The following is a 12,941-nucleotide window of genomic DNA, read 5'->3' on the forward strand; positions in this document are numbered from 1 at the left end:
CGGGGCAGACTCGAAGCCATGCGTACTGCGTACAGCGTGGAGACGGTGCGGGCCGCCGAGCGGGACCTCATGGCGCGGTTGTCGGCGGGGGCGCTCATGCAGCGTGCCGCCGCCGGACTGGCGGCCGCCTGTGCCGAGTTGCTCGGGCGTGTCTACGGCAGCCGGGTCGTGCTGCTGGTGGGCAGCGGGGACAACGGAGGTGACGCCCTGTACGCGGGGGCGCGCCTCGCGCGGCGGGGCGCGGGGGTGACGGCCGTGCTGCTCGCGCCCGACCGTACCCATCCCGGCGGACTCGCCGCGGTGCGCCGGGCCGGTGGCACCGTCGCCGCGCCGGGTGGCGCACAGGCGGCCATCGCGCGCGCCGACCTCGTCGTCGACGGCATCGTCGGGATCGGTGGCAAGGGCGGCCTGCGGCCCGAGGCCGCGGCCCTGGCCGCCGCCGCCGAGCGGTCCCGGGCCGCGGTCGTCGCCGTCGATCTGCCGAGCGGCGTCGAGGCGGACACCGGCCAGGTGCTGGGCGCCGCCGTCCGCGCCGACCTCACCGTGACCTTCGGGACGCACAAGCCCGCGCTGCTGATCGATCCGGCGCGGGAGCACGCGGGCGTCGTCCGTCTCATCGACATCGGGCTCGGGCCGCGGTTGCCCGCCGAGCCCGGCCTGGAGGCGCTGCAACACGCCGATGCCGCCCGGTTGCTGCCGCTGCCCGGCGCGGAGAGCGACAAGTACCGGCGCGGAGTGGTCGGGATCGCGGCCGGGTCGGCGCGGTATCCGGGGGCCGCCGTGCTCGCCGTGTCCGGGGCGCTGCGCGGCGGTGCCGGTGCGGTGCGGTACGTCGGACCGGCCGGGGACGCCGTGATCGCCCGCTTCCCGGAGACCCTCGTGTCCGACCGGGGCCCGCACAAGGCGGGGCGGGTACAGGCATGGGTGACCGGGCCGGGCGCCGGGGACGACGCCGGGACCGTGGCCGAGGTGGTCGGGGAGGAGGTGCCGGTGCTCATCGACGCGGACGGGCTGCGGCTGGCCGACCGGGACGCCGTACGGGCCCGTACGGCGCCGACCCTGCTGACCCCGCACGCCGGGGAGGCGGCCGCGCTGCTGGGCGTGGACCGCGAGGAGGTCGAGGGGGCGCGGCTGCCCGCGGTGCGGGAACTGGCCGCGCGGTACGGCGCCACCGTCCTGCTCAAGGGTTCGACCACGCTGGTCGCCGACCCGGACGGCGGGACCGTGCGGGTCAACGCGACCGGGACGGCGTGGCTGGCCACCGCGGGCAGCGGGGACGTGCTGTCCGGACTCGCCGGGTCCCTGCTGGCGTCGGGGCTGTCCGCGCGGGACGCGGGCAGTGTGGCGGCGTATCTGCACGGGCTGGCGGGGCGCTTCGCGGCGGACGGGGCGCCGGCGGGCGCGCACGACGTGGCGGCGGCGATTCCGGAGGCTTGGCGTGATGTGCGGGAGGAAGGCTGGTAGGCGGGAGGAGACCTGGCAGGAAGATGGGGTGGTTCGACGGGCCGGGGTGGATGCGTGGGCGCGGAGGCGGGGCCGAGGTGTGGTGGGGCGCGCGGCCGTGGGACCGAGGTGTGGTCCGGGGCGCGTGGTGGTGCGTGCGGCGTGTGACGAGGGGCGCGCGCGGGGCGTGCGCCCCGATGCCACCGGTTGCCTCTGAGACACTGGGGACGCCATGACAGACACAGCACCCGCGCCGACGGCGCCCCTCCGCGCCCGCGCCGAGATCGACCTGGCCGCCCTGCGAGCCAATGTGCGGGCCCTGCGCGCCCTCGCGCCGGGCGCCGCCCTGATGGCCGTCGTGAAGTCCGACGCGTACGGCCACGGCGCGGTGCCGTGCGCACGGGCGGCCCTCGACGCGGGGGCGACCTGGCTCGGCACGGCCACCCCCGAGGAGGCCCTCGCGCTGCGCGCGGCCGGGCTGCCGGGGCGCGTCCTGTGCTGGCTGTGGACGCCGGGCGGCCCCTGGCGGGAGGCGATCGAGGCCGACGTCGACGTGTCGGTCAGCGGGATGTGGGCGCTGCGAGAGGTCACCGCGGCGGCCCGGGCGGCGGGCGTGCCCGCGCGGGTGCAGCTCAAGGCCGACACCGGACTCGGACGCAACGGCTGCCAGCCCGGCGACTGGCCCGAACTCGTCGCTGCCGCCCTGCGCGCCGAGGCGGACGGACTGCTCCGGATCACCGGGCTGTGGTCGCACTTCGCCTGTGCCGACGAGCCGGGCCATCCGTCCATCGCCGCCCAGCTCGACCGCTTCCGGGAGATGACGGCGTACGCCGAGGAACAGGGCGTACGCCCCGAGGTACGGCACATGGCCAACTCGCCGGCCACGCTCACCCTCCCCGAGGCCCACTTCGACCTGGTGCGCACCGGCATCGCCGTCTACGGCATCTCGCCCGGACCGCAGATCGGCACCCCGGCCGACTTCGGGCTGCGCCCGGTGATGACGCTGTCGGCGTCGCTGGCGCTGGTCAAGCACGTACCGGGCGGGCACGGCATCAGTTACGGCCACCGCTACGTCACCCCGGGCGGGACGACCCTCGGCCTGGTGCCGGTCGGCTACGCGGACGGCATCCCGCGGCACGCCTCCGGGAGCGGCCCGGTCCTGGTCGGCGGCAAGTGGCGGACCGTCGCCGGGCGGGTCGCGATGGACCAGTTCGTGGTGGACCTCGGCGGCGACGAGCCCGGGACCGGCACCGAGGCGGTCCTGTTCGGGCCGGGCGACCGCGGCGAGCCGACGGCCGAGGACTGGGCGCAGGCGGCCGGCACCATCGCGTACGAGATCGTCACCCGGATCGGAACCCGGGTCCCCCGCGTCTACGTGAACGAGGGCCGGGACGGGTAACAGGACGGGGGAGCGGCTGAACCGCGCAGGGGTCCGGACCCGGGTGCACCCGTTCCGGTGAACCTGCACCGGTGCGGCCGGGTCCGGCCACCACCCGTACCGGCGGGCGGTACGGGCGCCCGCACCACCCACCCGCGAACACCACCGGCGAAGGAGAGCGGTACGTGAGCGAGAGCAGAGCGGAGGCCGTCACGGGCGCCGCCGCGGCGGCCGTCGCCTCCGTCGTGGGGGACGCCGCCAGCTGGCGCAGGGCGACCGGCATCGCCGGCGCCGCGATAGGCGTGCTCGCCGCGGGCGCGGCGGCCGGCGTCGCGGTCGAGCGGATGACCGTGGGACGCGGGATGCGCCGCAGGGCGCGGCTGGCGCTGGACTCGGCGGGCCCGTACGGCGCGCTGCGCGGCACCCCGGGCAAGGCGTACGCCGACGACGGCACCGAGCTGTACTACGAGGTCGACGACGTCGAACCCGAGGGCGGTCCGGCGCCGCGACGGCGCCGGCTGTTCGGCCGCAAGGCGCCCGCTCCGGTCACCGTCGTCTTCAGCCACGGCTACTGCCTCAACCAGGACTCCTGGCACTTCCAGCGGGCGGCCCTGCGCGGCGTCGTCCGGACCGTCCACTGGGACCAGCGCAGTCACGGGCGGTCCGGGCGGGGCGTGGCCCAGCACCAGGACGACGTACCGCTCACCATCGACCAGTTGGGCCGCGATCTGAAGGCCGTCATAGACGCGGCCGTGCCGGAGGGGTCGATAGTGCTCGTCGGCCACTCCATGGGCGGCATGACGATGATGGCGCTGGCCGCCCAGTACCCGGAGCTGATCCGCGACCGGGTGGTCGCCACCGCCCTGGTCGGTACGTCCTCCGGGCGGCTCGCCGAGGTGAGCTTCGGACTGCCGTCGGCCGGCGTCACCGTGGTGCGCCGGGTGCTGCCCGGGGTGCTGAAGGCGCTCGGGCAGCAGGCGGCGCTGGTGGAGAAGGGGCGCCGGGCGACGGCCGACCTGTTCGCCGGGATCATCAAGCGGTACTCGTTCGCGTCCCGGGACGTCGACCCGGCGATCGAGCGGTTCGCCGAGCGGATGATCGAGTCCACGCCGATCGACGTGGTCGCCGAGTTCTATCCCGCCTTCACCGACCACGACAAGACCGGCGCGCTCGTCCACTTCAAGGACATGCCCGTGCTCGTGCTCGCCGGGGTCCAGGATCTGATCACGCCCAGCGAGCACAGCGAGGCCATCGCGGGCCTGCTGCCCGACGCGGAGCTGGTGCTGGTGCCGGACGCCGGGCACCTCGTCATGCTGGAGCACCCGGAACTGGTGACCGACCGGCTCGCCGACCTGCTCACCCGCGCGGGTGCCGTGCCGGCAGGGGCTACCGTAAGTGGCTATGGAAGCACCAGCAGCGCCGCCCGACCCGGCTGAGCCGCAGATCGTCGAGATCACCGTCAGCTCCCCCGACCAGATGCGGGAGCTGGGGCGAAAGCTCGCCGAGCTGCTGCGCGCGGGCGACCTCGTGATCCTGAGCGGGGAGCTGGGCGCGGGCAAGACGACGCTCACCCGTGGGCTCGGCGAGGGCCTCGGGGTGCGCGGGGCGGTCACCTCGCCGACGTTCGTGATGGCCCGGGTGCACCCGGCGCTGGGCGACGGCCCGCCGCTCGTCCACGTCGACGCCTACCGGCTGTCCGGCGGCCTGGAGACGATGGAGGACTTCGACCTCGACGTCTCGCTGTCCGACTCGGTGGTCGTGGTGGAGTGGGGCGAGGGCAAGGTGGAGGAGCTGACCGACGAGCGGTTGCGGATCCTCATCCACCGGGCCGTGGGGGACACCGCCGACGAGGTGCGGCACGTGACGCTGACGGGGCTGGGGGACCGGTGGGCGCGGGCCGGCCTGAGCGTGCTCACGGCCTGAGCGGCGCGGCCTGAGCGTTCTACGGGCCGGCCGGCCGACGCGGCAAGGACACCGGGCCGAGCGCGATCACGGCCGGACACCGGGCCGAGCGCGCTCGCGCCGGAACGGATGCCGGGCCCGGCTCGGATGTGGGTCCGCTCCCGGGCCCGGCCCGGACTTGGGTCCGCGACGGTTCCGCGGCCCGCCGCGGACCTGCGCGGGCGTTTTCCCGCTACGCCCCGTGGGTGCCGCTCCGCCCCGTGGGCTCCGACGGTTCGCCCCGAAGGTTCCGACCGTCCGCGGCGAAGGTTCCGACAAGACGTCGGCAAGATGTTGCGCTCGGTGTCCTGCGCGTGGTCACATGGTATCCAGTTCGTAGTTAGGTGTACCTAACTACCTCGCCCCCGCACATCAGGAGGCGTCCATGCCGGTCACAGAGAGCAACCCGGAGCCGCAGCCGCAGCCGCGCGGGATCGCCGGGGTGTCCATGCGCGAGCTGCTGGCGGCGTGCGCGGCCGCGGACGTGATCTCCACACCGCCGCGCGCGCCGGAACGGACGACTCCTGGACGGGACGCCGAGCAGCGGCCCGGGTCCGGGCAAGGGTGCGAGCAGGAACGCGAGCAAAAGCACGGGCAGGGGCGCGGTCGCCGGGAAGCCGCGTAAACCGTCTGCCCGCGCCCCTGTCGGCGCGTCCCGCGCCGCGCTCAGTACTTCGGGCCGGTGCCCTTGGCCAGCGGCGTGATGTCGATGCGGCCCTTCTGGAGGACTTCGCCCATCTTCCATGCCGTGGTCAGGTGGTGGCGCGAGTCGGGCGGGGTGACCTCGATCTTGGTGGGGTTCTTCTCGGCCCTGGTGGGTTCGCCGGCGCCGGGTACGACCGTCCAGTGCAGCCGGGTGTACGCGCTCTGCCCCGGCTTGAGCGTGATCCGGGCGGTGTTGCCGTGGTCCCGTACCACGTGCGTGGTGACGTCCTTGCCGTGCGCGTCGAGCAGTTGCAGACCGACGTAGCCCTGGGTCCGTATCGTCTTGTGGGTCTTGTTCGTGAGCACCACGGCCGCGTAGTGCTGGCCCGCGCCGGGGTTGAGGGCGTGGATGCGTACGGACAGCGAGTCGGTGTCCGCCCAGCCCGGTCGGGTCGCGGCCTGCGAGGTGCCGGCGGCGAGTCCGACCAGGGCGACGGCGGAGGCCGCGGTCAGGGCGAGGGCGGGGGTGGCCAGGCGTCGGGTGCGCTTGCCGGTGAGCATGTTCGTTTCCCTTCTGGATGTCCTGTTCGGGCATCTCTGGGGGGTATGAGGCTTGCTGTGCGGCAAAGGTTCGGAGGATCGGCGACCTTTTACCCGCCGGGACGAGCTGTTGACCTGCCGTTGGCGCAGGTGCGGTGCGTGGCGAGTGGGTGATCCCCGGCGTGACCCCTGGTGAACCCGGGTCCGGTGGGGGCGTCGGCCGGCCCGGCCCGCGCTCAGCGGATCACCACCACCCGGACCCCGATCGTGGCGAACTTCCACATGGCGTCGCCGTCCCGGCGGGACTCGCGGATGCCACCCGTCCTGACCGACGGGTCGGGCGCCGAGGCCGCCTTCTTGACCGCGGCGCTGAAGCCGACGACCACGTCACGCACGCTGGTGAAGCGCACGACGTGCTCGACGGGGGCGCCGTCGGTGCCGGTGATCGCCTTCGAGCGGGACGTCACCGCGTACGGGCCCGGCTTCGGGTCGACGGTGCCGGGGGAGACCCTGAACGTGGTCTGGACCCGGCCGTTCTCGCCGACCAGCCACACCCGGTCGTCGTCCACCGAGTACACGACCCGTTCGCCCCTGCCGGACCCGGCGGGCAGCGCGGTGGGGTTCCTCTTGTCCCGGGGCGCCTTGGTGACGGCCACCGCGCGCGAGGCGCTCGGGCCGGGCCGGCCGGCGGCACCGGCCGGGGCGTTCGCGGACGCCTGGTAGGCGAGGAAGGCGACCGCCCCCAGGGCCGCCGCGGTGAGCCCGGCCACGATCGAGGAGCTGGTCCGTGCCACGTACGCCCACCTCTGTTTCGTGTCATATGTCGTACTTCTGCTGTGGTTCGACCAGACCGTAGCAGTCAGTGACCGCCTGACCGGGCGGGCGTGCACGGGGCCCGCGGAGCCGTAGGCTGTTTGCGTGCTCTTGCTCGCTCTGGATACCGCCACCCCAGCCGTCACCGTCGCCCTGCACGACGGCGACGCCGTCATCGCCTCCTCCAGCCAGGTGGACGCGCGCCGCCACGGCGAGCTGCTGCTGCCGGCCGTCGACCGGGTGCTCGCCGAGGCCGGGCTCCGGCTGGACGCCGTCACCGGGATCGTCGTCGGTACCGGCCCCGGCCCCTACACCGGGCTGCGCGTGGGCCTGATGACCGCCGACACCTTCGGCCTCGCGCTGGGCGTCCCCGTACACGGTGTGTGCACCCTCGACGGCCTCGCCTACGCGGCCGACATCGAGAAGGGCCCCTTCGTCGTGGCCACCGACGCCCGGCGCAAGGAGGTCTACTGGGCGACGTACGCCGATTCACGCACGCGGGTGACGGAGCCGGCCGTGGACCGGCCCGCGGACATCGCCGAGCGGGTGGCCGGACTGCCCGCCGTCGGCGCGGGCGCGCTGCTGTACCCCGACACCTTCCCGCAGGCCCACGAGCCCGAGCACGTCTCCGCCGCGGCCCTCGCCGCGCTGGCCGCCGAGCGGCTGGCCGCCGGCCTGCCGCTGCCCGAACCCCGGCCGCTCTACCTGCGCCGCCCCGACGCCCAGGTGCCCAAGAACTACAAGGTGGTCACCCCCAAGTGACCGAGTCCGTGAAGCCCGCGCTGCGCGAGATGCGCTGGTGGGACATCGACGCCGTGCTCGGCATGGAGAAGGACCTCTTCCCCGAGGACGCCTGGTCGCGCGGCATGTTCTGGTCCGAACTGGCCCACGCCCGCGGCCCGGAGGCCACCCGGCGGTACGTGGTGGCCGTCGAGGGCGACCAGGTCGTCGGCTACGCGGGCCTGGCCGCCCAGGGCGACCTCGCCGACGTCCAGACCGTCGCCGTCGCCCGCGACCACTGGGGCGGCGGTCTCGGCGGCATGCTGCTGGCCGAACTGCTGCGGGCCGCGACCGCCTTCGAGTGCGCCGAGGTCCTGCTGGAGTGCCGCGTCGACAACGTCCGCGCGCAGCAGCTGTACGAGCGCTTCGGCTTCGAAGCGATCGGCTTCAGACGCGGCTACTACCAGCCCGGCAACGTCGACGCCCTGGTGATGCGCCTGGCCGACCCGTCCGCGTCCACCCCGCCCACCCCCGTACGAGGAACCGAGAACAATGGCTGACGAACCGCTGGTCCTGGGGATCGAGACCTCCTGCGACGAGACCGGCGTAGGCATCGTCCGCGGCACCACGCTGCTCGCGGACGCCGTCGCGTCCAGCGTCGACGAACACGCCCGCTTCGGCGGGGTGGTGCCGGAGGTGGCGTCCAGAGCGCACCTGGAGGCGATGGTCCCGACGATCCGGCGCGCCCTGAAGGACGCCGGAGTGAGCGCGCGGGACCTGGACGGCATCGCGGTCACCGCGGGTCCGGGCCTGGCGGGCGCGCTGCTGGTCGGCGTCTCGGCGGCGAAGGCGTACGCGTACGCGCTCGGCAAGCCCCTGTACGGCGTGAACCACCTCGCCTCCCACATCTGCGTGGACCAGCTGGAGCACGGTGCGCTGCCCGAGCCGACGATGGCCCTCCTGGTCAGCGGCGGCCACTCGTCCCTGCTGCTGTCGACGGACATCACCGCGGACGTCCGTCCCATGGGCGCGACGATCGACGACGCGGCGGGCGAGGCGTTCGACAAGATCGCCCGGGTACTGGACCTCGGCTTCCCGGGCGGCCCGGTCATCGACCGGTACGCGCGCGAGGGCGACCCGGAGGCAATCGCGTTCCCGCGCGGTCTGACGGGCCCGCGCGACGCCGCCTACGACTTCTCCTTCTCCGGGCTGAAGACGTCGGTGGCCCGCTGGATCGAGGCCCGGCGGGCGGCCGGCGAGGACGTCCCGGTGCGGGACGTCGCCGCGTCCTTCCAGGAGGCCGTGGCGGACGTGCTGACCCGCAAGGCCGTACGGGCCTGCAAGGACGAGGGCGTCGACCACCTCATGATCGGCGGCGGGGTCGCCGCCAACTCCCGGCTGCGCGCCCTGGCCCAGGAGCGGTGCGAGGCGGCGGGCATCCGGCTGCGGGTGCCGCGGCCAAAGCTGTGCACCGACAACGGCGCGATGGTGGCCGCGCTGGGTGCCGAGATGGTCGCGCGGGGCCGGGCCGCGTCGGACTGGGACCTGTCGGCGGACTCCTCGCTGCCGGTCACGGACCCGCACGTGCCGGGCCGGACCCACGCCGGGGCGCACTCCCACTCCCACGACCACGTGCACGAGGTCAGCAAGGAGAACCTGTACTCGTGACGGTCGCGCTGATGTGGGAGGCGCGGGCGGTGCCGGGCCGTGGTGACGACCTCCTGGCCTGGGCCCGCGCCCAGCGGCTGCCCCGGCGGCCGGTGCGCCGCGAGACCTTCCGGGCGCCGCAGGACCGGGTCCTGGTGATCACCTGGTGGGACGGGTCCTACGACGACGAACTGCCCGAACTGCCCGAGCCGGCCGGTGACGTGGTGTCGCGGCCGGTCCACCGCTGGAGATTCGAGTCGGCCGGCGCCGATCCGGTCTGAACCCCCTCGCCGGAGCGCCGTTCCCGGGTGTGGGCGTAGGCCATGAGCCCGAACAGCACCGCGAGCAGGACGGCCGAGGATCCCGCCGTGCCGAGGTCAAGGCCGCCCTTGGCGACCGGCTTGGTGAGGAAGTCGCCGAACGTGGCGCCGAGCGGGCGGGTCAGCACGAAGGCGGCCCAGAACAGCAGCACGTTCGGCACCGCAGGAGCCTTCATCAGCGCGGCGAGGACGGCCAGCACGCCGGTGACCAGCATGGCCCCGCCCAGATAGCCGAGGCCGGAGCTGTCCGAGAGGAAGTCCCCCATCGACGTGCCCAGGGTGTTGGAGACCAGGATCGCCGCCCAGAACAGCGCCTCCGCGCGGAAGGTGACGATGTCCCGGATGCGGAAGGTCGTCCCGCTCAGTTTCCAGGCGAGGAAGATCGCCAGCAGGATCGAGACGAGGATCGCGGCGCCCGCCGGGTAGCCGAGCCCGAGGCCCTGCGGGCCCCAGCCCAGCGCGGTGGCGCCGCCCGAGAGGTACGTGGCGCTGGCGTCCCGGTTCATGAAGTCGGACATCGTGGTGCCGGCCATGCTGGTCGACAGGATCACGGTCCAGTAGAAGAACGGGTGGTAGCGGGACGCGCGCAGTTGGACCACCAGGGTCGCCACGAAGACCAGGAACAGGGCGATGGTGGTGAGGAAGTAGCCGAGTCCGAGGGTCTGGGCGAACAGGTCGCCCGCCGTCTCGCCCAGGGTCGTCGCGGCGATCTTCATGATCCAGAAGGCCAGGGTGACTTCGGGCAGTTTGCTCGTCGCCGACATCGACGTCGTCACGGGTGCTCCTGCGGGGTGGGGGGTGCGGAACTCCCGTCAGACCCTGCCGGGGCGAGCCTGAAAACGTCCTGAACGGTTCGCTCCCCTGCCGCCGGCGCGGTCGCGCGGTGCGGCCGTCGGGCCGCCCGCCGTGCGAGCCGCACAACGGGCCGGCGTGGGACGGCGGTTGAGTGAGGGCCGACCGCAACACCCCGTGGGGCGGGGGCCGGTACCGGAATGGTGAGATTTTCCGAAGAGACGGGTCTCACATCCCATCCTCTAACAGTCCCCTAATAATTCGGACTTATGTTCTCCTCGTGACCGGACACCACGAGAACGGCGACAGCGAGAACGGCGACGAGGACAGACGTACGGGCGGGCGGTCGAGGTCGAGAGCGCTCAGGGCCGCCGGCCTCGCCCTCGCCGGTGCCCTGGCGCTGGGCGCCGCGGCGGGCGGCTGGGTCTACTGGCACCTCAACGACAACATCAAGAGCGTCGACATCAACAGCGCGCTCGGGGACGACCGGCCGCCGAAGGCGGTCGCCACCCCCTCGCCCACCGCTTCGGCCGGCGCCGCACCGGCCGCGTCGCCACTGCCCACCGGCGCCATGAACATCCTCGTCCTGGGCTCGGACTCGCGCAGCGGCAAGGAGAACCAGGAACTCGGCGGCGGCGACAGCGCCGGGGCCCGCTCCGACACCGCGATGGTCGTGCACGTCGACCCGGGCCGGACCGGGGCCACCGTCGTCAGCATCCCGCGCGACACCCTGGTCACCCGGCCCTCCTGCCCGCTGCCGTCCGGCGGTGCCACGGCGGTGCAGTACGGCGCGATGTTCAACAGCGCCTACTCCGTGGGCGGGCCGGTGTGCGCGGTGAAGACCGTCGAGTCGATCACCGGCGTCCGCATGGACCACTACATCGAGATCGACTTCTCCGGCTTCGCCAAGCTGGTCGACGCCCTCGGCGGCGTCGAGGTCACCACCGGCCAGGACATTGACGACGACCTGAGTCATCTGCACCTGGCGAAGGGCACCCACCACCTCGACGGCACCCAGGCCCTGGCCCTCGCCCGCACCCGGCACGGCATAGGCGACGGCAGCGACCTCGGCCGGATAGGTCTCCAGCAGACGCTGGTGAAGGCGCTGCTGGAGCAGATGGCCCACACCAGCCTGCTCAGCGATCCCGCCCGGCTCTACCGGGTCGCCGACGCGGTCACCGCCGGTCTCACCACGGACACCGGACTCGACTCCCTGAGCGAGCTGATGAGCCTCGGCGAGAGCCTGCGGGGACTGACGGCGGACCGGGTGACGACGGTGATGATGCCCGTGGTGACGGCGCCGACCGACCGCAACCGGGTGGTCGCCCGCGAACCGGCGGCGAGCGACCTGTGGAAGTCCCTGCGCTGACCCGGCCGTTCCGGCCCCGCCGATCCGCCCGCCGTCCGGCCGGACCCGCTCAGGACGGACCGTCGGCAGGGGCGGGGGCCGGCGCCCCGATCAGCATGGTCGGCGCGCCCGCGACCCGGGTCAGGAAGACGGTCGCCGCGTTCGGCCCCCGCGGCCTGACCTTCCTGCGCAGTTCCTCCGGCTCCACCGCCGACCCCCGCTTCTTCACGGTCAGCGTCCCGACCCCGCGCTCCCGCAGCAGCGCCTTCAGCTTCTTGACGTTGAAGGGGAGTTGGTCGGTGATCCGGTACGCGGTGGCGTACGGCGTCGCCCGCAGTTCGTCCGCCGTCACATAGGCGATCGTCGGGTCGATCAGCCCGCCGCCCACCTCCGCGGCGGCCTCCGCCACCAGGTGCGCCCGGATGACGGCGCCGTCGGGCTCGTACAAGTACCGCCCCACGGACCGCACTTCCGGATTCGGCAGCCCGCGGCCGGGCAGGGTGCGCGGACCCGGCAGCAGCGTGGCCCGGACGCTGCCCGGCGCGCCCGTGCCGAACCACAGCACCGCCTCCTTCACGTCCCCGCCGTCCGAGATCCACTCGGCCTCGGCCCCGTCCGGGACCACCTCGTGCGGGATCCCCGGCGCGACCTTGAGCGCGGCGGCGGGTGCCGCCGAGGCCGCCCGCAGCGCCCACGACAACGGCGGCGAGTACCCCTCGGGATCGAAGATCCGCCCGCCGCCGGGCCGCCCGCCCGGCCCGCCGCCCCGCCGTGCCGGGTCGACGAACACGGCGTCCCAGCCGGACGTGTCGACCTCGGTGACATCCGCCTCGCGCACCTCGATCAGCCCGTCCAGGCCCAGCGCCGCCGCGTTCGCCCGGGCGACCTCGGCGGTCAGCGGATCGCGGTCCACCGCGAGCACCCGGATCCCGGTCCGGGCGAGCGCGATCGCGTCGCCGCCGATGCCGCAGCACAGGTCGGCGACGGAGCGGACGCCCAGGGCGCGCAGCCGCCCCGCCCGGTACGTCGCCACGCTGGTCCGGGTCGACTGCTCCACCCCGCCCGGCGTGAAGAACATCCGCTCGGCGTCCGGCGCCCCGAACTTCGCCGCCGCCCGCTGCCGCAGCCTGGCCTGGCCGAGCGCCGCCGACACCAGCCCGGGGGAGTGCTCGCGGCGCAGCCGGGTGGCCACGGCCAACTCGTCGGCCGGTGCGGTGCCGCGCACCTCGTCGAGGACGGCGCGGCCCTCGGAGGTGAGCAGCGCGCGGAAGGGGAGCAGGTCGTTCACCGGGGCGTCGTTCACCGGGTCATTGTGGGCCAGTCGGTGGATGCTGCGCCTCCGGCGGCGGTGTCG

14 protein-coding genes are annotated in these 12,941 nt (G+C 74.2%); 10 read left to right on the top strand and 4 right to left on the bottom strand.

Annotated features, from left to right (window positions below; all coding sequences use genetic code 11):
• Window positions 1-18 precede the first annotated feature (18 nt).
• The 5 genes from ACFY2B_RS01455 (at window position 19) to ACFY2B_RS01475 (ending at window position 5,387) form a co-directional block, all read left to right on the top strand.
• Window positions 19-1,464 (top strand): NAD(P)H-hydrate dehydratase, encoded by a 1,446-nt coding sequence (locus ACFY2B_RS01455; protein ID WP_390761088.1) that lies wholly within the window; start codon window positions 19-21, stop codon window positions 1,462-1,464.
• A gap of 211 nt (window positions 1,465-1,675) precedes the next feature.
• Entirely contained in the window at window positions 1,676-2,842 is a 1,167-nt protein-coding gene (gene alr, locus ACFY2B_RS01460; RefSeq protein WP_390761089.1) for an alanine racemase, read from the top strand.
• Between the two features lie 164 nt (window positions 2,843-3,006).
• Window positions 3,007-4,257 carry an alpha/beta fold hydrolase gene (locus ACFY2B_RS01465; protein WP_390761090.1) on the top strand — a complete coding sequence of 417 codons (1,251 nt, stop codon included), beginning with the start codon at window positions 3,007-3,009 and terminating at the stop codon, window positions 4,255-4,257.
• Complete coding sequence (gene tsaE, locus ACFY2B_RS01470) at window positions 4,223-4,744, top strand: tRNA (adenosine(37)-N6)-threonylcarbamoyltransferase complex ATPase subunit type 1 TsaE (protein WP_390761091.1); 522 nt, start codon at window positions 4,223-4,225, stop codon at window positions 4,742-4,744. The genes ACFY2B_RS01465 and tsaE overlap by 35 nt, the downstream gene beginning before the upstream one ends.
• A gap of 403 nt (window positions 4,745-5,147) precedes the next feature.
• The gene (locus ACFY2B_RS01475; RefSeq protein WP_390761092.1) at window positions 5,148-5,387 is read left to right on the top strand and encodes a hypothetical protein; all 240 of its coding nucleotides are present in this window, start codon (window positions 5,148-5,150) and stop codon (window positions 5,385-5,387) included.
• 41 nt (window positions 5,388-5,428) lie between these two features.
• Here ACFY2B_RS01475 and ACFY2B_RS01480 read toward each other — a convergent pair whose 3' ends face one another.
• Together ACFY2B_RS01480 and ACFY2B_RS01485 are read right to left on the bottom strand one after the other, a co-directional pair.
• The gene (locus tag ACFY2B_RS01480) at window positions 5,429-5,968 is read right to left on the bottom strand and encodes a DUF4232 domain-containing protein (RefSeq protein WP_390761093.1); all 540 of its coding nucleotides are present in this window, start codon (window positions 5,966-5,968) and stop codon (window positions 5,429-5,431) included.
• Between the two features lie 215 nt (window positions 5,969-6,183).
• Window positions 6,184-6,741 (bottom strand): hypothetical protein, encoded by a 558-nt coding sequence (locus tag ACFY2B_RS01485; protein ID WP_390761094.1) that lies wholly within the window; start codon window positions 6,739-6,741, stop codon window positions 6,184-6,186.
• 124 nt (window positions 6,742-6,865) lie between these two features.
• Between ACFY2B_RS01485 and tsaB the strand changes: the two genes are divergently transcribed.
• Genes tsaB through ACFY2B_RS01505 form a run of 4 tightly spaced genes read left to right on the top strand, consistent with a single transcriptional unit; the run spans window position 6,866 to window position 9,408 of the window.
• A complete protein-coding gene (gene tsaB, locus ACFY2B_RS01490) occupies window positions 6,866-7,522 on the top strand; it encodes a tRNA (adenosine(37)-N6)-threonylcarbamoyltransferase complex dimerization subunit type 1 TsaB (protein WP_390761095.1) in 657 nt (218 codons plus the stop codon).
• Window positions 7,519-8,040 carry a ribosomal protein S18-alanine N-acetyltransferase gene (gene rimI / locus ACFY2B_RS01495; RefSeq protein ID WP_390761096.1) on the top strand — a complete coding sequence of 174 codons (522 nt, stop codon included), beginning with the start codon at window positions 7,519-7,521 and terminating at the stop codon, window positions 8,038-8,040. The genes tsaB and rimI overlap by 4 nt, the downstream gene beginning before the upstream one ends.
• Window positions 8,033-9,148 carry a tRNA (adenosine(37)-N6)-threonylcarbamoyltransferase complex transferase subunit TsaD gene (tsaD, locus tag ACFY2B_RS01500; RefSeq protein WP_390761097.1) on the top strand — a complete coding sequence of 372 codons (1,116 nt, stop codon included), beginning with the start codon at window positions 8,033-8,035 and terminating at the stop codon, window positions 9,146-9,148. Before rimI ends, tsaD begins: the two co-directional genes overlap by 8 nt.
• Window positions 9,145-9,408 (top strand): hypothetical protein, encoded by a 264-nt coding sequence (locus ACFY2B_RS01505; RefSeq protein WP_390761098.1) that lies wholly within the window; start codon window positions 9,145-9,147, stop codon window positions 9,406-9,408. Before tsaD ends, ACFY2B_RS01505 begins: the two co-directional genes overlap by 4 nt.
• Here the strand turns inward: ACFY2B_RS01505 and ACFY2B_RS01510 are convergent.
• Window positions 9,306-10,223, bottom strand: a complete 918-nt coding sequence (locus tag ACFY2B_RS01510; RefSeq protein WP_390761099.1) for a hypothetical protein — start codon at window positions 10,221-10,223, stop codon at window positions 9,306-9,308. The two genes, ACFY2B_RS01505 and ACFY2B_RS01510, sit on opposite strands and share 103 nt — an antisense overlap.
• A 296-nt stretch (window positions 10,224-10,519) precedes the next feature.
• Here ACFY2B_RS01510 and ACFY2B_RS01515 point away from each other — a divergent pair, with 296 nt between their 5' ends.
• Entirely contained in the window at window positions 10,520-11,608 is a 1,089-nt protein-coding gene (locus ACFY2B_RS01515; RefSeq protein ID WP_390761100.1) for an LCP family protein, read from the top strand.
• 49 nt (window positions 11,609-11,657) lie between these two features.
• On the opposite strand, the gene ACFY2B_RS01520 is transcribed toward ACFY2B_RS01515, so the two are convergent.
• Window positions 11,658-12,875 carry a methyltransferase domain-containing protein gene (locus tag ACFY2B_RS01520; RefSeq protein ID WP_390761512.1) on the bottom strand — a complete coding sequence of 406 codons (1,218 nt, stop codon included), beginning with the start codon at window positions 12,873-12,875 and terminating at the stop codon, window positions 11,658-11,660.
• Between the last annotated feature and the right edge of the window lie 66 nt (window positions 12,876-12,941).

It is taken from the genome of Streptomyces sp. NPDC001270 (assembly GCF_042896695.1).
In the GTDB taxonomy this organism is placed as follows: Bacteria; Actinomycetota; Actinomycetes; order Streptomycetales; family Streptomycetaceae; genus Streptomyces.